19 protein-coding genes and 1 tRNA gene are annotated in these 20,792 nt (G+C 57.8%); 9 read left to right on the forward strand and 11 right to left on the reverse strand.

Annotated features, from left to right (window positions below; genetic code table 11):
* The first annotated feature begins 198 nt into the window (after positions 1-198).
* Entirely contained in the window at positions 199-1,011 is an 813-nt protein-coding gene (locus CP97_RS10610; RefSeq protein WP_048885919.1) for a TerC family protein, read from the forward strand.
* Positions 1,012-1,088: 77 nt separating this feature from the next.
* On the opposite strand, the gene CP97_RS10615 is transcribed toward CP97_RS10610, so the two are convergent.
* The 4 genes from CP97_RS10615 to CP97_RS10630 form a co-directional block, all read right to left on the reverse strand.
* Positions 1,089-1,164 (reverse strand) — tRNA-Ile (locus tag CP97_RS10615).
* A gap of 80 nt (positions 1,165-1,244) precedes the next feature.
* Entirely contained in the window at positions 1,245-2,627 is a 1,383-nt protein-coding gene (locus tag CP97_RS10620) for a M20/M25/M40 family metallo-hydrolase (RefSeq protein WP_048885920.1), read from the reverse strand.
* 74 nt (positions 2,628-2,701) lie between these two features.
* Positions 2,702-3,646 carry an NAD(P)/FAD-dependent oxidoreductase gene (locus CP97_RS10625; protein ID WP_048885921.1) on the reverse strand — a complete coding sequence of 315 codons (945 nt, stop codon included), beginning with the start codon at positions 3,644-3,646 and terminating at the stop codon, positions 2,702-2,704.
* Between the two features lie 42 nt (positions 3,647-3,688).
* On the reverse strand, positions 3,689-4,219 hold the full coding sequence (locus CP97_RS10630) for a DUF421 domain-containing protein (protein ID WP_048885922.1): 531 nt from the start codon (positions 4,217-4,219) through the stop codon (positions 3,689-3,691).
* Positions 4,220-4,349: 130 nt separating this feature from the next.
* Between CP97_RS10630 and ettA the strand changes: the two genes are divergently transcribed.
* The 4 genes from ettA (at position 4,350) to CP97_RS10650 (ending at position 9,268) form a co-directional block, all read left to right on the forward strand.
* Positions 4,350-6,023 carry an energy-dependent translational throttle protein EttA gene (gene ettA, locus CP97_RS10635; RefSeq protein ID WP_048885923.1) on the forward strand — a complete coding sequence of 558 codons (1,674 nt, stop codon included), beginning with the start codon at positions 4,350-4,352 and terminating at the stop codon, positions 6,021-6,023.
* A 95-nt stretch (positions 6,024-6,118) separates the two neighbouring features.
* Positions 6,119-7,552, forward strand: a complete 1,434-nt coding sequence (locus tag CP97_RS10640; RefSeq protein WP_048885924.1) for a GGDEF domain-containing protein — start codon at positions 6,119-6,121, stop codon at positions 7,550-7,552.
* A 54-nt stretch (positions 7,553-7,606) separates the two neighbouring features.
* Entirely contained in the window at positions 7,607-8,098 is a 492-nt protein-coding gene (locus CP97_RS10645; RefSeq protein WP_048885925.1) for a hypothetical protein, read from the forward strand.
* 264 nt (positions 8,099-8,362) lie between these two features.
* A complete protein-coding gene (locus CP97_RS10650; protein ID WP_063612420.1) occupies positions 8,363-9,268 on the forward strand; it encodes an RcnB family protein in 906 nt (301 codons plus the stop codon).
* 104 nt (positions 9,269-9,372) lie between these two features.
* On the opposite strand, the gene CP97_RS10655 is transcribed toward CP97_RS10650, so the two are convergent.
* The gene (locus CP97_RS10655) at positions 9,373-9,921 is read right to left on the reverse strand and encodes a cytochrome b (protein ID WP_048885926.1); all 549 of its coding nucleotides are present in this window, start codon (positions 9,919-9,921) and stop codon (positions 9,373-9,375) included.
* A gap of 76 nt (positions 9,922-9,997) precedes the next feature.
* Between CP97_RS10655 and CP97_RS10660 the strand changes: the two genes are divergently transcribed.
* On the forward strand, positions 9,998-10,681 hold the full coding sequence (locus CP97_RS10660) for a prolyl hydroxylase family protein (RefSeq protein ID WP_048885927.1): 684 nt from the start codon (positions 9,998-10,000) through the stop codon (positions 10,679-10,681).
* An 8-nt stretch (positions 10,682-10,689) separates the two neighbouring features.
* Here CP97_RS10660 and CP97_RS10665 read toward each other — a convergent pair whose 3' ends face one another.
* Positions 10,690-12,330: a lysine--tRNA ligase gene (locus tag CP97_RS10665; RefSeq protein WP_048885928.1), complete on the reverse strand. Its 1,641-nt coding sequence runs from the start codon at positions 12,328-12,330 to the stop codon at positions 10,690-10,692.
* A 101-nt stretch (positions 12,331-12,431) separates the two neighbouring features.
* Between CP97_RS10665 and CP97_RS10670 the strand changes: the two genes are divergently transcribed.
* Positions 12,432-13,307: a mechanosensitive ion channel family protein gene (locus CP97_RS10670; RefSeq protein ID WP_048885929.1), complete on the forward strand. Its 876-nt coding sequence runs from the start codon at positions 12,432-12,434 to the stop codon at positions 13,305-13,307.
* Between the two features lie 36 nt (positions 13,308-13,343).
* On the opposite strand, the gene CP97_RS10675 is transcribed toward CP97_RS10670, so the two are convergent.
* Positions 13,344-14,378 carry a hypothetical protein gene (locus CP97_RS10675; protein WP_149036461.1) on the reverse strand — a complete coding sequence of 345 codons (1,035 nt, stop codon included), beginning with the start codon at positions 14,376-14,378 and terminating at the stop codon, positions 13,344-13,346.
* Between the two features lie 205 nt (positions 14,379-14,583).
* Between CP97_RS10675 and CP97_RS10680 the strand changes: the two genes are divergently transcribed.
* Positions 14,584-17,361 (forward strand): ATP-dependent DNA helicase, encoded by a 2,778-nt coding sequence (locus CP97_RS10680; RefSeq protein ID WP_048885931.1) that lies wholly within the window; start codon positions 14,584-14,586, stop codon positions 17,359-17,361.
* Positions 17,358-17,888 (forward strand): SixA phosphatase family protein, encoded by a 531-nt coding sequence (locus CP97_RS10685; protein WP_048885932.1) that lies wholly within the window; start codon positions 17,358-17,360, stop codon positions 17,886-17,888. Before CP97_RS10680 ends, CP97_RS10685 begins: the two co-directional genes overlap by 4 nt.
* Here CP97_RS10685 and CP97_RS10690 read toward each other — a convergent pair whose 3' ends face one another.
* The 4 genes from CP97_RS10690 to plsX form a co-directional block, all read right to left on the reverse strand.
* Positions 17,889-18,260, reverse strand: a complete 372-nt coding sequence (locus CP97_RS10690; protein WP_048886935.1) for a MerR family transcriptional regulator — start codon at positions 18,258-18,260, stop codon at positions 17,889-17,891.
* 56 nt (positions 18,261-18,316) lie between these two features.
* Positions 18,317-18,616 (reverse strand): integration host factor subunit alpha, encoded by a 300-nt coding sequence (locus CP97_RS10695; protein ID WP_161485476.1) that lies wholly within the window; start codon positions 18,614-18,616, stop codon positions 18,317-18,319.
* Positions 18,617-18,738: 122 nt separating this feature from the next.
* A complete protein-coding gene (locus CP97_RS10700) occupies positions 18,739-19,716 on the reverse strand; it encodes a beta-ketoacyl-ACP synthase III (RefSeq protein WP_048885933.1) in 978 nt (325 codons plus the stop codon).
* Complete coding sequence (gene plsX, locus CP97_RS10705) at positions 19,713-20,774, reverse strand: phosphate acyltransferase PlsX (RefSeq protein WP_048885934.1); 1,062 nt, start codon at positions 20,772-20,774, stop codon at positions 19,713-19,715. The genes CP97_RS10700 and plsX overlap by 4 nt, the downstream gene beginning before the upstream one ends.
* Between the last annotated feature and the right edge of the window lie 18 nt (positions 20,775-20,792).

The raw sequence follows: 20,792 nt of genomic DNA on the forward strand, positions 1-20,792 counted from the left end.
AGTCCCCCCTCCGCCAGGCATTAGCGTCACACTCGACTGGTTTATCGACGAGGCATATTCCATTGCCACGCGCGCACTCTTTTGGTGCAGGCCTGAGCGGCACCAAATTGCGTCCTCGCCTGATCTGCGGACAAAGCCACCCACGGGATAAATGCGGCGAAGCTTGAGTGGCGGCTCGCACTTTGGCATGGGCGTGAAATGGATATCATTGCCTTGCTCAGCGATCCAGCCGCGTGGCTGGCCCTGCTCACCCTGATCGCGCTGGAGGTAATCCTTGGCATCGACAATCTCATCTTCATCGCCATTCTTTCCAACAAGCTACCAGAACATCAGCAAAGCAAGGCACGGCGAATTGGATTGGCGCTAGCGCTGATAATGCGCATCGGCCTGCTGATGCTGATCGGCTGGATCGTGACGCTGCAAACCCCGCTGTTCGATCTGGGGATTGCTGGCGAACCCGGGCCTTATGGTGAGCCTACCTTCGAAACCGCTTTCTCCGGTCGGGATCTGATCCTGCTGGCGGGGGGATTGTTCCTGCTGTGGAAGGCCACCAAGGAAATCCACCATTCCATGGAGCCAGAGGATAATTCAGGTGATCTGCTCGACAAGACGCCTGACATGGCAAAGGCCGCCACGGCCACCTTTGGTGCAGTGATCGCACAGATCGTCGCTATCGACATCGTGTTTTCAGTCGATTCGATACTCACGGCTGTCGGCATGACCGATCACGTGCCTATCATGATTGCCGCTGTGGTAATTACCGTGGGCGTTATGATGGTCGCCGCCGATCCACTGGCGCGCTTTATCGAACAGAATCCCACGCTGGTTATGTTGGCGCTCGCATTTCTTGTAATGATCGGCCTCGTGCTGATCGCGGACGGTTTCGGCTTCCATGTGCCGAAGGGCTATATCTACGTGGCGATGGGCTTCTCAGTCGGAGTCGAGATTCTCAACATGGTCCAGAGGAACAAACATACGAGCAAGACGGACAAAGCCGGGTCATCCTGCTGATCCGCGCGCACCAAGGGCCAGACTGGCCGGTGAGCCGCCACTGGTGTGAATCACAGATAATTGATCGCACGAAGGGCTGGTGGGCCCGGCAGGATTCGAACCCGCGACCTAGCCGTTATGAGCGGCCAGCTCTAACCACTGAGCTACAGGCCCCCTGAAAAGACAGCGGTGCCAGCCATTCGTGCGGGCGTGCCACTAGCCCGTGTGCGGGACTGCGGCAAGATATTAGCGGATTACTCTTCCACGATAATATCGGCGCCTCTTATATCGCCAGGCTCATTCGCCAAAACACCGGCCACTGCCGTCCATACCGCAACATTTTGTGCCAACTCGGTCGGATCGACCTTATCGAGCGTATCATTGGCGGTGTGATGCAGATCAAAATACCGTGATCCGTCCTGTTGCAGATCCACGATTGGCGCCTGTTGATCGCGCAAGATGTTGAGGTCAGCGCCGCCGCTGGCAACAATTTGCGGCGCGGGTAGCACGCCGTAACCAGCGACTGCTTGGGCCAATCGAGAGAACAGGGCCGGATTGGTGCGAGAGAAATTCGTTTCGAGCCGCCAGATCAACCCCGCGCCAAAATCGCTTTCGAATCCTACGCCCATCGGTTCATCCGCATGGGCGGCGGAATAAGCGCGGCTGCCCCACAACCCGGTTTCCTCTGCCCCGGCAAAAAGGACGCGAATCGTCCGAAGCGGCTGACCTTCTTCGGCTACACGCAAGGCAGCGGTGGCGGCGATAGCGCAGCCTGCGCCATCATCAATCGCGCCGGTGCCAATATCCCAGCTATCCAGATGGCAGGCCAGCAGAACCGGCGGCAGGGACGCATCACTTCCTACGATCTCTGCAGTAACGTTACCGCTCATCGTTTCGCCAAGATGGCGCGGCGTCAGGACAAGTTCCATCGCAACTGTCTCGCCACGCGCCAGCATACGCTCAAGATTGTCGGCATCGGGGTTGCTGAGAGCAGCAGCAGGGATTGGCGTGACCCCTTCGGGCCAATTGGTTGCGCCAGTGTGCGGCAGGCGATCATCATCGGTTCCAATAGAACGGATAATGATACCGGCGGCACCCTTTTGCGCGGCAATCCCTGGCCCCTGCCTCCGTGCCGATCCAAAATATCCGTAATGCGATCCATCCTGCGTCGCGCGCATCGCATGGCCGATATAGGCGATCTTGCCAGCAAGGCTGCCTTCGGGTGCGGCCCGTAATTCGTCCGTCGTAGCGAAATGAACAATTTCAGCCCTGATGCCCTGCGCTGATGTTGCGCCGCTATAGCCAAGCGCCGTCACCACCACTGGTTGCGGGAACGGGGCGATGATGCGCGCCTGCTCTTCTCCTCGGACCCACGTTTGTATCGGGAATGGTTCGTTCATGACATTGGCAAAGCCGTGATTGCGCAACCACTCCATCGTCCATTCACGTGCCCGTGCCTCATCCACCGTACCGGCGAGGCGCGGACCTATTTCCGTAGTGATGCCTTCCACAAAATCCCAGGCGATCTCGTCATGCGCGCCGGGTGGCAGGCCGTACCGCCCATTGTTGTCCTGGGCGAAACTTGTGGCAGGAAGGGCGAGAGAAAGCGCAGCAAGCGCGAAGACGGTCTTTTTCATGCGCTATGGCTAGTGAACAGATCAACCGGTGCCAAGGCCCTGTTATCGTAATTCGGGAAAATCAGACCGATACATCAGCCAGTGGTCAAAATCGTATCGGCTAGCGTTACGCCAGATACAAAGGCCGCCTCCACCCGAGGACCGATCAGCCAATCGCCGCAGGCACCAAGGCATGCATCTGCGTTCCAAAGCGCCTTCTGCGCCGTCGATCCGCTTTCGGCGTATAACCAGCGATGGGCTGCGCTATGGACGGCTTCAGGCATGGTGATGTCCGTCTGATTGCCCAATTCTTCGAGCAACAAAGTGGCTATAGTTTCGCCATCATCATCCAAATGCTCGCGGCTCCAGTCCGGAGATGCTTGCACCACCCAGCAATCCAGTCCGCCCTTGTTGCTGCGCCCCGGTTTCGCTGAATTGCGCGCGGCCCAGCCGATGGCTCCGGCGTCACGAATAATATCTTCGTGATCGAGTGGGGTGGCGAATGCCGCCATTACGGCCCAGCATGGCAAGGAAACGGAAGATTTCGCAGTCTCGGCCATTTGAGGCGAGTGTGGGCCTAACAGCACAGCGGCCTGTTCTGCAGGAACAGCTACCAGTACCGCATCAAATACCGTCTCCGGTGTACCATCCCCATCAAACCGCCACCCAGTTCCGGACCGCCCGAAAGCCTCTATTTCCACGCCGAAACGTACATCAAGCTCTGCAGCCATCGCCTTGACCGGTGCATTCATGCCGGGCGTGCCAACCCACGCACCCTCTTTAGCTACGGGCCATTGCGCGACAACGTCATCAGCCTCCCATTGAGATACGATTTCGGCGAACCCATTGTCAGAGACGGTGAAATATTGCGCTCCGTGATCGAAATGAAGCGTGTTTCCATCGATCTCGGCCCGCCGGGTCGCCATGCGACCTCCCGGCCCTCGCCCCTTGTCGAACAGGATGACGTCATGGTCTTGCGCCCTCAGGCGTGTTGCGCAGCTGAGCCCGGCCATACCGGCACCAATGATTGCGATGTTCATGGCAAGCTATGTGGAAAATAATGCATCACAGGCAATACCGCCTTAGGACCCGCTTGCCGAACTGGACCGCACACCCCGTAGCAAAGCCTCTTCCAGATTCTGGCCGTGCAAGATTGAAACATCGCCAGTGGTTTCCAGAACAGCGGCCCGCACATCTTCCATCCTCAGTACATTTGCCTCACGCAATTTGGCGCGCAAATCGCTTTCGGCCACACGCGTTTTCTCCAGAGCTGAATGGATAACCTTGCCATCACGCATCAGCAGCATTGGCTCATTTTGCATGATGCCTTCTGCAAGATCAGAGTTCTTACGCAGGCGAGCCGCGGCCCATTGGGTCAGGAACAGGCCGACCATGGCCATCAGAGACTGGGCAAAGGCGGTCCACTCGGTCGACTGCGCAGCCCCTGCTACCAATGACCCGAGAGCGATGGTCATGATGAAATCAAAATTGGTCATCTTGGACAAGGATCGCAGTCCGACAATGCGGATCTGGAACACGACAAAAAACAGCGCAAACATTGCCAGCACAGCGCCACGGAGCAGCAAATCGATAATTGTATTGTCCAGGAACATGAGGCTTGAACCAGCGAAGCCGCAGCATTGTTCCGCCCTGTCTCAGCAAGCACCTTGCCCGCCGGGTCCCCACGCCCTATCTGGCCTGCCAACTCCCGATCGCGAACTGACCTGACAAAGGACCCGCCAGATGGCTGCCCAATACGCATATGTCATGAAGAACATGACGAAAACTTTCCCCGGTGCAAGCAAGCCGGTGCTGCATGACATCAATCTGCAGTTCTATCGCGGGGCAAAAATCGGCATTGTCGGGCCGAATGGCGCGGGTAAATCCACGCTGATCAAGATCATGGCCGGTATTGATACCGATATCACGGGCGAGGCATGGCCGGGCGAAAACATCACCGTTGGCTATCTGGAGCAGGAACCTGAACTGGATTCGAGCAAGACCGTGTTGGAAAACGTCAAGGATGGCGCGCGGGAAACCGCCGACCTTGTCGAACGCTTCAATGCGATCAGTGCCGAAATGGCTGAACCCGATGCCGATTTCGATGCTTTGGGCACCGAAATGGCTGATTTGCAGGGCAAGATTGATGCGGTGGACGGCTGGACGCTAGACAATCAACTCGAAATCGCAATGGAGGCGTTGCGCTGCCCGCCGTCCGATATGGGCGTTGAAAGCCTTTCCGGTGGTGAAAAGCGCCGCGTCGCCCTCACCCGTCTGCTGATCCAGAAGCCCGATATCCTGCTTCTGGACGAACCGACCAACCACCTTGACGCCGAAAGCGTCCAATGGCTGGAAAATCACCTCAAGGAATATGCGGGAGCGGTGCTTATGATTACCCATGACCGCTATTTTCTCGACAATGTGGTGGAATGGATCCTGGAACTGGATCGTGGATCCTATTATCCGTATGAGGGCAATTACAGCACTTATCTGGAAAAGAAGGCCAAGCGTCTTCAGCAGGAAAGCCGGGAGGAATCCGGGCGCCAGAAGGCCCTTTCGCGTGAACTTGAATGGATGCGGCAGACCCCCGCAGCACGCCAGACCAAGTCCAAGGCGCGTATCCGCAAATTCGATCAGCTTCAGGACGAAATGTCCAATCGGAAGCCCGGTAAGGCGCAAATCGTCATTCAGGTGCCGGAGCGGCTGGGCGGCAAGGTGATCGAGGCAAACAATATTTCCAAGGCCTATGGCGACAAGCTGTTGTTCGAAGACCTGTCCTTCATGTTGCCTCCCGGCGGCATCGTTGGTGTGATCGGGCCGAATGGCGCGGGTAAGTCCACGCTGTTCAAAATCCTGACCGGCAAGGAAGAACCAGATAGCGGCACCGTCGAAATCGGTGAGACCGTGCATCTTGGCTATGTCGATCAGAGCCGCGACCATCTCGATCCGAAGCACAATGTCTGGGAAGAAATCTCTGACGGCCTCGATTACATGAAGGTCAATGGACACGATACCAGCACCCGCGCCTATGTCGGTGCATTCAATTTCAAAGGACCGGACCAACAGAAAAACGTCGGCAAGCTGTCTGGCGGTGAACGCAATCGCGTCCATATGGCCAAGATGCTGAAAGAAGGCGGTAATGTGCTGCTGCTGGACGAACCGACCAATGATCTCGACGTGGAAACCCTGTCAGCCCTGGAAGAAGCAATTGAAAACTTCGCTGGCTGCGCCGTGGTCATATCGCATGACCGGTTTTTCCTTGATCGACTGGCAACGCATATTCTTGCGTTTGAAGGGAACAGCCATGTCGAATGGTTCGAAGGCAATTTCGAAGCCTATGAGGAAGACAAGAGGCGCCGCCTTGGCGATGCCGCCGATCGGCCGACAAAATTGCAATACAAGAAGCTGACACGATAGTCTGTGGGCCTCAGAGCACGCCTTCCCGTTGCTTCGGGTAGGCGTGCTTATCTCCAGTTAACAGCTAATTAGCTTACATCTTGCAAAGCGAGCCCATGAATGGGGTCGCACTCAAATCACACAGTCACAGGTCCGCCCTGCTTTTCGCATTCGCCTATCTTGTGGCTGCGATTGGCGCCTTGCTGTTAACCAAAGGCAGCTCGGGAATTGCCGCGATCTGGCCTCCCAGCGGCATTATGCTGGCTGGTGTTTTGTTGCTACGCGGCGATGCACGCACGACCCTATATCTTGGAGCGTTTATCGCCAGCATGGTGGCCAACGCCATCATCGGGACGTCCCTATGGGCTTCCATCGCCTTCAGTGTCGCAAATATTGCCGAAGCCGCGACGGCGCGTGCGCTGATACTCAATTTCAAGCAATCTTCGCGCGATATTGCCAGCGCCCGCAATATCATCACGACTGGGGCTGCTGCATGTGTGGCGGCGGTGTTGAGCGCGCTCATCGCCTCTGTGCTGACATCCGAATTTGAATCCGGGTTCCTGATTTCCTGGGCATCGACAGTATTTTTCGGGATGATTACGATTACGCCCGCCATTCTGTTTATCGCGATTGATATCATGGAGCATGAACGGTCACTCGTTTCGATTGTCTCGACAACCTCTTTGATTGTCCTTTCGGGCGCAGTGGCATTCTGGCAGACAGACGTTCCGCTTTTGTGGCTTCCGATCGCTGCGGCAGGATTTGCGACTTATCGCCTTGGACTGACGGGCGCGGCGGTCAGCCTGCTGGCGCTGGCCATAACCGGGGCGGTTCACTCATCCGCCGGCCTTGGCGTTTCAGGATTGGACAATTCAGTCGTCGGGACGACGCTGTTTCTGCAAATCTATCTCGCAGGCGTGCTCCTCGCCTTGTTGCCGCTGGCAGCCTTGCTGAGCAAATATCAATCCATCATGGCTGATTTGGTTTTCGCGAGACAATCGGCCGATTTGCAGGCCACCGAAGCGCGCCGTCTGGCAGAAACGGATGCGCTGACGGGCGTGGCAAATCGCGGCAAGATCATCGAGTGTCTGCGCGCCGAAATTGTACATGCAAAGGCAACTGGGCGCGATCTTTCGATACTGATGATGGATGTTGATCACTTCAAATCGGTCAATGATCGTTTCGGCCATGCCAAGGGTGATCTGGCATTGATGGCCGTTGCCAATGAAGGTCGGGCTCTTGCCGGGAGGAGCGGCCACTTTGGCCGCATAGGCGGCGAGGAATTTCTGCTTGTCTTACCCGGCATCGGCATTGATCAGGCCGCAGAAATTGCCGATGAAATGCGCTTCGGTGTGCGTCATCTTGATTGGGTGGGACACGCTATGGATCCCATCACGCTCAGCATCGGTGTGGCGCAACATGCGGGCATGCAGGATGATGCAAGCCTGCTGGGCGAAGCCGACGGCCGACTCTATGCTGCCAAACGCGCAGGGCGCAACCAAATCTGCATCAGCGATCCACCATTGATCCCGTTACGCCGCCTTTCCTGATTGTCGAACCCTTCTTCAACCTTGCTCGTTGGTTATCAATCACGGGGAGCAATCATGCGAAAATACACCTGGCCAACCATCACATTTGTAGCAATCTGCCTGATGGGATGGGGTGCGCGACAAGCAATAGGACGGGTATATGGCGCTGCCGAAGCTCAGGTGTTGTTGGAAGCGATTTCCCGCGCAGGCCTGTATCTTGGCTCTGCCATTGCAACGGCATCGACGACGACCCTTGCCTTGATGCTAACGCTGATCGGAATGATCCGCCGCATGGACCAGGATTTTGACCAGGATATGTACAACAGTGTGACCCTCATCGCGCGACTGGCTACGGCCGCCTTGATGCTCAGCCTTGTCGTATTGATGGCCTACACCTTGCCAATCGGGGAATTTGAGCAACTACCGACTGACTGGTATGCCACCATGTATGAGGCGCTTTTCGCTTCCACCATCGTCATGGTCGCGCTCCTGGCTGCGATGGTCGCTGTTGTTTATCAGACCCTGTACCATGTCATTGCCAGCATAACGCCTGGCGAAGACGCTTAATGCGGCCTTGAAGCCAGAGTATCTGCGCCAGAAATCTGAGCGCGACGCGCGATCTCGAAAATATCTTAGTCCTGACCAGCCGTGCTTCAGCACGGGTTCAATCTTGTTCAGCTAAAAAGCTCTCAACATGAATGTTAAGCTAACTGGGTGGTTCAGTTAACGGTCAGAACGAATCGTTACAACTTACGACATTCAATAAAGGATTGTTATACATCAGGGCCGCAGCACTCGGGCGGCATTGGTCAACATAAAGGAGATGTTGCAATGCAACTCGCAGAACTTTTGAAAACATGCGGTTTAGCCGCACTTGCGGTTGCGATGGCCGTTCCGGCTTTGCCGGTTGCGGCCTCGGCAGCGAGCGAAAGCTCCGCTGAAACGCAGCGCCAGGATCGCGATGCCCGTCGCGGTGAGCGCAGTGGCCGCGATACCCGCAGCGAACGCCGCGGCAGTCGAGAGGCTCGAAGCGAACGCCGTGGCAATCGCGAAGCTCGCAGCAGTAGCCGCGGCAATCGCGAGACCCGAAATGACAATCGCGCCCGTGAGAACCGCGCCCGTGACAATCGTCGCGAGCGGGAAGCCAATAATCGTGGCACTCAAATGCGCGAACGTGATCGCAATCGTGCCAACAGCGTCCGCCGCACCGCATCGGCACGCGCGGATCGAGAACGCGTCAACGCACGCGCCAGAGCCACGCAACGACGCCACGCGAACCAGCGTCATGACCGCAGAGCTGAACGTCAACGTGACAACCGGCGCTACGACAGGCGGGATACACGCAGGGATTATCGCAACGATCATCGCCGCAATACCCACCAGGACTATCGCTATGACAGGCGTGAGGCACGCCGGGACCATCGTAGGTGGAATCGCAACAGCTGGCGTCGCAACAGCCGCTACAACTGGAGCCGCTATCGGTCCCACAATCGCAGCGTCTTTCGCATCGGCAGTTATTATTCGCCATATCGCGGATATCGCTATCGCCGCCTGAACATCGGCTTTCGTATGGACAATCTGTTCTTCGGTAGCAGGTACTGGATCAACGATCCCTGGCGCTATCGTCTGCCCGATGTTTACGGCCCCTATCGCTGGGTTCGCTATTATGACGACGTAATTCTGGTTGACACTTACTCAGGCGAAGTCGTCGATGTAATCCACGACTTCTTCTATTAAACCAGTAAACGATCATTGCCGGAGCGAGTGGCCGGCAATGGCCCCCCGTCCCAAAAGGACGGGGGGTTTTGCTGTTCTATGAGTTACGATTTATCGTGCGCTGATCAAGCGCGCGGAGTGCCGAAAGGCAGCATCCGCCACAGATTGCCATCCTTGTCGATGAACATATGCTTCAAAGCGCCCAGAATGTGTAATCCGATCAGTATGAGCATGGCCTTCCCGCCTGTTCCGTGAAGTTCGAAAACACTTTTGCCCAGCTCCGGATTTTCCGGAACGGGTAGTGCAGGAATGGTGAACGCCCCCCACATGTCGATGCTGCTACCAAAACTTGATCCGGCGAACCAGCCACCAAGGGGCAAGCCAATCAGCAGCACGTAAAACACCGTATGAGTGACCCGTGCGAGTATTTTCTCCCAGCCGGCAAGCGTGTCTGCTAAAGGTGGAGGACGATGGACGAGGCGCCACGCCAGTCGCAAGACGGTGAGAATCAGAATTGTCATGCCAAGTGCGAAATGATTGCTCATTATCGCGCTTGCTTCTTCCCTGGGCAAATTTTCCGCCGCTTCGGCTATCCGCCAGTTGACGATGACGGCTACGGCGATCAGCCAGTGCAACAGCATGGCAACTCCGGAATAACGTTTTGCTTCCTGCATAATCGGGTCTCCTTAGGTAAACGGGGCAAACCTGCGCTTGCATACGCGCCGAAGCAATGGAAAAGCATGCTGTGTTATGACTATCCAGACCAAAAAAGCCATTCCGCCTAATGCCGATCAGGCTGGCCTGCGCAAAATTGGCCGCCAGGTACGGGCGCGCTTGTCGGCCAATCCGGCTGCTTACAAGGTCCCCAGCGAAGACGTCGAATTGTTCGCATTGGGAGATTTCATGACCCCAGCAGAATGTGAGCGGATGAGGGAACTGATCGATGCAACAGCACGGCCCAGCCGCGTATTCGATCTGGAATATTCCTCCGGTTATCGTACATCCTATTCAGGCGATGTTGACCCGCATGATTCTTTCGTAAAGAAAATCGGCCGGAGAATAGACGATCTGCTCGATATCGACCCCGCCTTTGGGGAAACGATACAGGGTCAGCGTTACATGCCGGGCCAGGAATTCCAGCCGCATCACGATTGGTTTCACCCCGGCACCACCTATTGGGACCTTGAGATGAACCGGGGTGGGCAGCGCAGCTACACCACAATGGTTTTTCTCAATGAAGTCGAAGCGGGCGGTACTACCGATTTTACAGAGATCGGCCTGTCACTGGAGCCCAAGCCCGGCGTGCTCCTCGCATGGAACAATGCCACGCCGGAAGGCATCGCAAACCCTATGACCATGCATGCAGGCCGCCCCGTTAAGCAGGGCAGCAAATATATCATCACCAAATGGTATCGTACCAAGAACTGGTTCTAGACCGGCAGCTATGCCTGATCCAAAGCCTCAGCGATCAATCGCCGCGTGTTGGCAACGCCGTATAGAGCGATAAAGCTGCCCATGCGCGGCCCCTGCTGCGATCCGAGCAAGGTTTCATACAGGGCGCGGAACCAGTCACGCAGATTTTCGAACCCGTGCGCATCGTTTTTGCCTATGTCGTAAACGATTGTCTGCAAATCTTCTGCCGGCATCGCCGGATCGACCTGGGCCAGACGTGCATCCAGATCGCGTAATGCCGCCGCCTCATGCGTTGCAGGTTTGCGCTTACTCAGCGTCGGCGCAATGAAATCGCGGTTGTAGGCCAGAGCCTTTGCAACCAGCACATCCAGCGCGGGATGCGCTTCGGGTCGCGCGTCATCGACATAATTGGCAAGATATGACCAGACCTGTTCCCGATCGGCCCCTGCCCCCAATACGCCCACCAGATTGAGCAGGAGGCCGTATGTCACGGGCAGGCTGTCTCCCGCTCCGACGGGCGGCTGCGCATTGGTTGTATCCGTAACGCGCAGCAGGTTCCAGGCGGGATTGCCCAATTGCTTTTCCACCGGCTGATCGGGGATAGATGCACGGAATTGCCAATATTCGTCCACGGCACGCGGAATTACGCCGACATGCAATTGTTTGGCGCTCTTGGGGTTGGCGAAGATATAATGGCCAAGACTCTCCTCGCTGCCATAAGTCAGCCAATCCTCTATCGTCAGGCCATTGCCTTTCGACTTTGAAATCTTTTCGCCATTGGCATCAAGGAACAATTCGTAAATCAGGCCTTCTGGCTTACGCCCGCCCAACACTCTGGCAATCTTGCCCGATTGCACACCGGTATCGGTCAGATCCTTGCCATACATCTCATAATCGACACCCTGCGCCACCCAGCGCATCGCAAAATCGACCTTCCATTGCAACTTGGCCATGCCGCCCAATGCACTTTGTTCAACGACGCTGCCGTCTTCATCAATGAAGCGCACAATCCCGCTGTCTGCATCGACCACATCGACTGATACTTGCAAGACAGCGCCGGTCGTCGGGCTGATGGGCATGATGGGTGAATAGGTGGCCGCGCGTTCTGCTCTCAGTGTGGGCAACATGATGTCGAGGATCGACTGGTTGTGGCGCAGCACATTACGCAGATCATCATCAAACGCGCCTGAATTATACCGCTCGCTGGCAGCGATAAATTCATAATCAAAGCCAAAACGATCAAGGAAGTCGCGCAGCATGGCATTGTTATGATGTGCAAAACTCTCGAACTTCTCGAACGGGTCGGGAATTCGGCTAAGGGGCTTGTGCAGGTGCTTTGCCAGCAGCTCCTGATTGGGAATGTTATCTGGCACCTTGCGCAGGCCATCCATATCGTCGCTGAAAGCAACCAGCCGGGTGGGCGCGGGCGTGCCGTCCCTGCTCGCCACGATTTCATAGGCCTTGCGCACCAGTGTCGTGCGCAGCACTTCCTGAAAGGTCCCGATGTGCGGAAGGCCCGATGGGCCGTATCCTGTTTCAAACAATACCGGCACAGGCGAACCGTCCCTGTCGGTCTTCCCTTCGGGATACCGTTTGGCGAGCCGCTGCGCCTCCTGAAAAGGCCAGGCCTTGGAATTGCGGGCGGCATCGATCAATTCACGTTCAAACATGGCTGTCGCCCTTTGCCCAGCCACGCGCATCTTGCAAGGGAGAAGCGGAACGATAGCAGACCTCACCGCGTTATGTGGGTGAACAGCAAGAGGGGTCTTCCTTGAATTATATCGATACCCTGCGTGAGCAGGTAACAGACATGTGGCAGGGGTTTATCCTCGTACTGCCCAATATTGCGGTCGCGCTGATCGTCATTTTCATCACCGCTCTTTTAGCAAAATTCGCGGTCAAGATTGCCGACCGGTTGACCAGCCGGACGTCGTTGCGCACCGATCTTCAGCAATTGGTCGAGACCGTGGTGAAAATCGCCATCTGGATCATCGGCCTGTTACTGGCTGCGGCCATCGCGGTCCCCGGCTTTACGCCTGCCGGCCTGATTGCGGGCCTTGGTATCGGCGCGCTTGCGATCGGTTTTGCTTTTCAGGACACCTTCGAAAACTTCCTTGCCGGCGTGCTGGTGATGCTGCGCGAAAAGATGCAGATTGGCGATGTGATCGAGGTCGAAGGGATAATTGGCAAGGTAGAACGTATCACTCTGCGTGAAAGCTATATCCGCCAGCTATCAAATGAATTGACCGTCGTTCCCAATTCGATGCTGTTCAAGAACCCGGTGAAAATTTTCACTGATGAACCGATCCGCCGTAACGAACTTATGGTTGGCGTTGCCTATGATACGGATCTGCCTCTGGCGAAGAAAACCATCCTTGGCGCGTTGGAAGGTCTTGAAATCATCAATAAGGACAAGCCGATTGACGTGTTCGCACAAGAATTTGGCGGCAGCTCTATCGATTTCCTTGTCCGCTTCTGGGTCGACAGCCGACCGCGCGATCTGCGCGAAAGCAAAAGCCAGGTTATTTTCGCGATTAAGGATGCGCTTGACGCAGCCGAGATCGATATCCCCTTCCCCATCCAGACCAACATGTTTCCAGAGCCGCTGCGCGTGGTAAGCGAAAGCCAAGAGGAACCCACCCGATAGCATCAATGGCCCGTAATTGACTGACGGGCCAAGAAATCAGCTGTCTCCGCCAGGCCGCCTTTTCTGGCCGGGATTGATCGTGACGAAGCCCTCTGGCGTGACCATCGGGCGCGACACGACCTGTGCGGGGTTGCCTGAAACACTTGATTGATTGGACTGGACCGGGCGCTTCTGTTGGCTTGGCCGACTAGCGCGTATTTGCACAAAGCCGGAAGGATTGGGCACTATCCGATCCGTCTGTCGCGAAGCCGAAGGAGGTGGTGGCACCTTACGTAATGGAACAGTGGGCGAAGGCACAACTGGCTCCTTGAGCGCCGCATTCACTGGGGCAACAGGTGCCTTTTCGAGCGGTGGTGGCGGACGGTATGGCTCAATCTTTTCGACCACCACCATCATATCTTCGCTTTTCCGGCGCCAGAACCACACCAGTGCGAAAGCTGCCACTATCGTTGCAAGGATTCCGGGCAGCATCCAGAACGCCACGCTCCATCCGCCTGCATCGCCCTGCTCAGCCACTACAGGTGAACTCTGGACCGGTGATGTCTCTGCTGGCGCAGCAATTTGTCCCGTTAGGTTTGTCGCCGCGGTCGACGGTGAAATTTGTTCCGGCGGGGGAACAGATGGTTGCGGTGCACTGGCCGACGAATCGCTCTCAACAGACGGCTGCGATTGTGCCGGAACGGACCCGGCCGGCTGCGGCGTTGCCACCTGTGGGCGCGGGGCGTTCGTCTGCTCGGGTTCGCGCCGGTCCTGCTGCTGCGACGAAGGTTGCGGCTGGGGCTGTGTCTGCTCCTGCGCGGGCTGGGTGGCGGTGGCGCGCGGCGTGGGCAAGGCTCTCACCACAGGCTCATCAGGCAGCGGCCGTGATGGATCGACGCTGGGCGGAAGCTGGAAATCCTCGGGCAAAATCTGCACGCCGCCAGATGGCTGCGCCGCCCCACTACGCGTCGCGTCATCCTGTGCAAACGCGCCAGACGATCCGAACGAAAGCGCCGCAATCAGGACAAATGTATTTCTGGCAAACATAACGCGCGCGACAATAGCGACATGGCCATGCCTGCGCATGAACAATTGTTCACACTCGTAGTCATAAGCCTGTTTTAGCGTCTATTAGGAGACAGGTTGCCCCAGTGATACGCTATCCGGTGTCATCAGTGTGCTTGCGCCCACCGTGTCGGGCAGGAATGCGAATGCTCGCTAAGCGCCCTGCACATCTTCAACGGCTTCAAAACCTGCTGATGTTTACATTACGTTTCTGCACGGGATAGTGGCACCAATGGTTTCCACCCCGCCCCACAATCCTGTCTCGCCAATTGCACGGCCAGTCCCCCTGCCCGCGCTGCATGCCAGCCACGCAGGCAGTTGGCTCCGGCGCGCGAATGGCCAGACAAGCGGGCTGGCCAAGGGAGCCGCAGTCATGGCGGCCGCCGATACGCCGCATCTTGTTTTGAACGCGCCGCTAGTGGCGACGCGGCTCGGTTATCCGGACTTGTCAGGGCTTGACCTGCTCGAACTGTTTGCTTTCGTCCATCCTGCCACCTTTTGCGTCCCCACACCCAAGGGGCTTTCCCATGCGTTGGGCCTGAAAGAGGTAGAAGACGGCGCAGACGTGCCTGAACTTCTGCAAGAGGCGGCTGGCGTGTTGCTCGCCCGCTGCGAGGCGGCTGACTGGCCGGAGCGCGAAGGCGCATGGAGTGCACTGCAATCGTTGATCCGCATGCGGTGGCCATGGGCGCAGGTGATCGCGCCGCATATCGCCAAGCCAGATCAGGCGGAAAAATGGCTGTTTTCCCGCCTTCCGGAATGGGAGGAAGCGCCCGAACGGCCCCAGCCGGGCCATGTGCTGATTGAGGAAACGGCTATCCACGGCCAGCTGGAACGCCTCACAGGTGAAGGGGCGGAACGGCGTGAAGGCCAGCGCACTTATGCCAGCGCGGTCGGCAAGATTTTCGCCCCGCGTGAACAGCGCGGTCGCCCCCATGTGCTGCTGGCCGAAGCGGGCACCGGCATTGGCAAGACGCTGGGTTATCTCGCGCCCGCCTCACTCTGGGGCAAGGAGGCGCGGGGCACCGTCTGGGTGTCCACCTACACCAAGAATCTGCAACGCCAATTGCGCGACGAAAGCAGGCGCGCCTGGCCCGAAACACGGGCGGACGGTTCGTGCCCCGTGGTCGTGCGCAAGGGACGCGAGAACTATCTCTGCCTGCTCAATCTGGAAGATGCATTGCAAGGCGGCTTTGGCGGGCGCGCAGCAATCCTTGCGCAGCTTGTCGCCCGGTGGGCCGCCTATAGCCAGGATGGCGATATGATCGGCGGAGACTTGCCCGGCTGGCTAGGCACATTGTTCCGTCCGCGCGCCATCCGTAGCCTTACCGACCAGCGCGGCGAGTGCATTTATGCAGGCTGCCCGCATTACCGCAAATGCTTCATAGAACGCGCCGCAAGGGCCAGTGCGCAGGCCGATCTGGTGATTGCAAACCATGCGCTGGTCATGGTCAATGCCGCGCGCGGACGCGACCATGCTCAACGCCCGACACGCATTGTATTTGATGAAGGCCACCATGTCTTCGATGCCGCAGATTCCACTTTCGCCGCCGCGTTGACGGGGCAGGAAGCGATTGAATTGCGGCGCTGGATTATCGGGCCGGAGCGCGGCTCCAGAGGGCGCAGGCGCGGTCTTTCTGCGCGCTTGGCCGATGTCGCCAGCTATGATGAGGCAGGGGGCGAAGCAATAGAGGCCGCGCGCGAAGCGGCGCAGGCCCTCCCCTCCGATGGCTGGATCGGACGGCTGGCTGAAAACGCACCCTCGGGAGAGTTGGAGCATCTGCTCGCAGCCGTGCGCGCCACCACCTACGCCCACGATGAAAGCGGCGCGCTTGATGCCGGATATGGCATAGAGACAGAAGCCGCTGGGCTGGACGGCGACTTTATCGAACGTGCCCAGATGGCCGGCGCGGCGCTGGCAGCAATCCGTATGCCGCTCATCAAGCTGGGCCTGCGCCTTGAAGCCATGCTGGAGGATTCTCCCGACTGGCTTGATGCGCAGGGCCGTGCACGGATAGAGGGCGCGCGCTTTTCACTCGGATGGCGGATTGATACGCTTGCCGCGTGGGAGGCGTTGCTGGCGCGCATGGGTGGCCCGGCCGATCCCGAATTTGTCGATTGGCTTTCTGTCGAACGCAATGAGGCGCGCGAATTTGATATCGGCCTCCACCGCCGTTTTCTCGATCCAATGAAGCCCTTCGCCAAGACAGTATTGGAAGGCGCGCATGGCGTGATGCTGACCAGCGCCACCTTGTGCGACAGGATAGACGCTGACGATAGCAATGGCCGCGACTGGGCCGATGCCATCACGCGCTCAGGTGCGCCGCATATCGAAGTCCAGCCGCAGCTTGCCCATGCTGAAAGCCCATTTGATTACGCAAACAAGGCAGAAGTGCTGATCGTTACCGATGTCAAAAAAGGTGATCTGGCAGGTTTGGCGGGCGCCTATGCGCGCATTATCGAGGCAAGCGGCGGCGGGGTGCTGGGTCTGTTCACGGCGATTCGCCGGATGCGCGCGGTGCATGGCCGGATAGCTGACCGGCTCGCCCGCGCGGGTCTGCCGCTTTACGCACAGCACGTCGATCCGATCGATACCGGCACTCTGGTGGATATCTTTCGCGATGATCCGCGCTCCAGCCTGCTGGGCACAGATGCTTTACGCGACGGGGTTGATGTGCCGGGTGACAGCTTGCGCTGCGTCGTGATGGAACAGGTGCCCTGGCCAAAACCCAGCATCCTGCACCGCGCACGGCGGGCGGCGGGCGGCGGTTCGGCTTATGATGATCGCATTATCCGTGGCCGGCTGGCGCAGGCATTCGGTCGGCTGATTCGTAGCCGTGACGATTCGGGCCAATTCATCGTTCTGTCGCCCGCCTTCCCGTCCCGCTTGCTCACGGCCTTTCCATCCGGCGTGCCTGTCACAAGATTGACGCTGGACGACGCTTTACAACGGGTGGCGACAAGTGTTTCGTGCAACAGGGTCGAAAACGAAGAGGAACTACACAATTGAAACGTCTCGGCCTGTTGCGCCATGCCAAATCCGAGTGGGACGATATGTCCCTGCGCGACTTCGATCGCGGCCTTAACGAACGCGGGCGCAAGGGCGCCGCGCTGATGGGAAATCATATTATCGAGCAGGGCGGCGAATGGGATCTCGCACTGGCGAGCCCGGCGGTGCGGGTGAAAGATACGCTGGCAGCGAGTGGGCTGAAAATGCCAATACAGTTTGAGGAAGACGCTTATCTCGCCGATTCTGCAACGCTGATCAGCCTGCTGCGCAATGTCAAAAGCGATCCGGAATCCATCCTTGTCGCTGGACATAATCCGGGCCTGCAGGAACTGGCGCTCGCGCTGGTATCACCCTTGGATGAAAACAAGCTGTTCGAAGAAGTCATGCAGAAATATCCGACCGCGTCCTATGCGACGCTCGAACTCAATATCGAAAAGTGGGAGGAGCTGGATACAGCATGCGGCAAGCTCATGCATTTTGCCCGCCCGCGCGATCTCGATCCCGAACTTGGGCCGCTATTCAGCTGATCAATCCAGCGCGGCGGCCAGCTTGTTCCTTATGGCGCGCAATTGCTGCGTCACTTCGGGCGCGGACGTGCTGCCTACCTTATCCTGCGAAACACCGCCCGCTGTATCTGCAATAGCAGGCGCCGCGCCCGTAATTGATGGGTTGACCTGAACGCCCTGCGCAGAGATCGCCTTTCGCGCACCTTTGAGCGTATAGCCTTCGCGGTTCACCAGACGATCTATCGCTTCGACAATCTGGACATCTTCAGTGCGATAAAGCCGCCGACCGCCACTGCGCTTGAGCGGCTTGAGCATTGGAAACTGCTGTTCCCAATAACGCAGAACATGCGGCTTTATACCGAATGCAGCCGACACCTCGCCGATAGTGCGCATCGCGCCTTCGGCTTTCCCGTCATCGAAGAGGGGCACAGCAGCGGCGCCCGGATCGCTCACGATGCGTTCGCGATCCGCTCTTTCAGCTTATGGCTGGCACGGAATGTCATGACACGGCGCGGTGTGATCGGCACCTCCACCCCGGTTTTGGGATTGCGGCCGATACGTTCCTTCTTGTCCCGCAGCACAAAGCTGCCGAAACCCGAAATCTTCACGTTTTCACCATCCCCCATCGCGCCGCACATCTTGGCGAGAATATCTTCGACAAGATCAAGGCTTTCGGCGCGCGAAAGCCCCATCTTGTGATTAATGGTTTCCGCAAGGTCGGCCCGTGTCAACGTGCCTACGGAGCGCATTGAGTCCATTGCGTTTTCCTCCCGATTCTAGTCCATCCGTTAACGATTATGAACACGCAGGTCAGCAAAGGCAAGTAACCGCACGCGCAAGCTTGGGAAAAATCCTACACTATGCACAGATGTCAGGCCCGCAAAAGGCTGGCACCCCAGGTAAACCCGCCACCCATCGCTTCCAACATGACAAGATCGCCGGGCTTTATCCGCCCATCGCGCTTGGCAAGATCATAAGCGAGTGGCACCGACGCTGCCGATGTATTGGCGTGCTGATCCACTGTTACCACCACCCGCTCTATCGGCAGGCCAAGTTTACGCGCGGTGGCATCAAGGATGCGGGCATTGGCCTGATGAGGCACAACCCAATCGATATCGCCAGCGGCAAACCCTGCATCGTCCAGCACCTCTGTCAGCACCTGCGCCAGATTGACAACCGCGTGGCGAAACACCTCGCGTCCTTTCATGCGGAGCTTGCCGACTTCACCCGTGGTGGAAGGCCCACCATCGACATATAAAAGATCGCAATGTTCGCCTTGAGCGTGAAGCTTGGTCGCAATCACGCCTGGCGCGGTAGCGGCATCGCCTTCTGCAATGTCGGTTGCCTCAAGGATAAAGGCCCCTGCCCCGTCGCCAAACAGCACGCAAGTTGTCCGGTCTTCCCAGTCAAGAATGCGGCTGAAAGTCTCCGATCCGATAACGATGGCGCGCTTCGCCATGCCTGTGCGCAACATCGAATCCGCAGTGCCCAGCGCATAAAGAAAACCTGAACACACAGCGGCGACATCAAAGGCAGGAAAACCCTTGCCGCCAAGGGCATGCTGGACGGTGGTGGCCGTGGCAGGAAACGTACGATCGGGCGTGGCAGTGGCCAAAATGATGAGGTCGATATCCTCTATCGAGCAGCCTGCATCTTCCATGGCAGCGCGCGCTGCATCTGTCGCCAGCGAACCGGTCGTCTCACCTTCTGCGGCGATATAGCGCTGGGTAATGCCGGTGCGCTCTCGAATCCACTCATCAGTGGTGTCGACTTCGCGCGCCAGTTCTTCATTGCTGACACAGCGCCTGGGCAGCGCGGCGCCGGTACCGGTCAAAACTGTGCGGATCATTTTGCAGTCTCTTGGCTTACGCTTTTATCGCGCATGGACAGTTCGCCAATTTCGCCGAGATCGGCGGCGATGCGATCGGTGATGTCATCTTCCAGCAACCGCGCGCTGACATCCACCGCATTGGCGACGCCCTGCGCATTGGCACTGCCGTGCGATTTCACGATAACACCGTTCAGCCCAAGAAAGACCCCGCCATTATGGTTATTGGGGTCGAGATGGTGCTTGAGCAGCTCTGTCGCAGGGCGCGATACCAGAAATCCGATCTTGGAACGCAGCGAACTGGTGAATGCTGTCCTGAGCAGATCGGTCACGAAACGCGCCGAACCTTCGATGGCCTTAAGCGCGATATTGCCGGAAAATCCGTCCGTCACCACAACATCCACTTCGCCGCGATTGATCTTGTCTGCCTCGATGAAACCATCGAACTGCATGGCCAGACCAGTGGCATCGCGCAATCGCTGGCTCGCATCGCGCAGATCATCGGTGCCCTTGATGCTTTCGGTGCCGATATTCAGCAACCTTACACGGGGGGCGGCCTTACCAGTGACAATGCGGGAATAGGCTGCACCCATCACGGCAAATTGCACCAGATTGCGCGCATCGCAATCGGTATTGGCACCCAGATCCAGCATGACGACATCATTGTCGCCCAGCGTTGGCATCAGGCCGGCAAGCGCAGGGCGATCAATGCCGGGCATGGTGCGCAGGGCCAGCTTGCCCATTGCCATCAATGCACCGGTATTACCCGCGCTGACAGCTGCGCCGCAATCGCCGCTTTTTACAGCTGCAATGGCAAGGCCCATGCTGGTGGTCTTGGCGCGACGGATCGCTCGGCTCGGCTTTTCATCGCCAGCCACGACTTCATCGCAATGGAGGATTTCGCTGGCAGCGCGCATATTGGGGTGATCATCCAGCGCGGCCTTGATCCGCGCTTCATCACCCACAAGCAGGAAGCTGAACTTGTCATGCCGACGGCGCGCCAGGGCTGCGCCGTGCACCATTACGCGCACGCCTTCATCCCCGCCCATCGCATCAATGGCGATACGCGGAAGGCTCATGCACTCATTCCTTATCCT

The sequence above is a fragment of the Aurantiacibacter atlanticus genome, assembly GCF_001077815.2.
Lineage (GTDB): Bacteria > Pseudomonadota > Alphaproteobacteria > Sphingomonadales > Sphingomonadaceae > Alteraurantiacibacter > Alteraurantiacibacter atlanticus.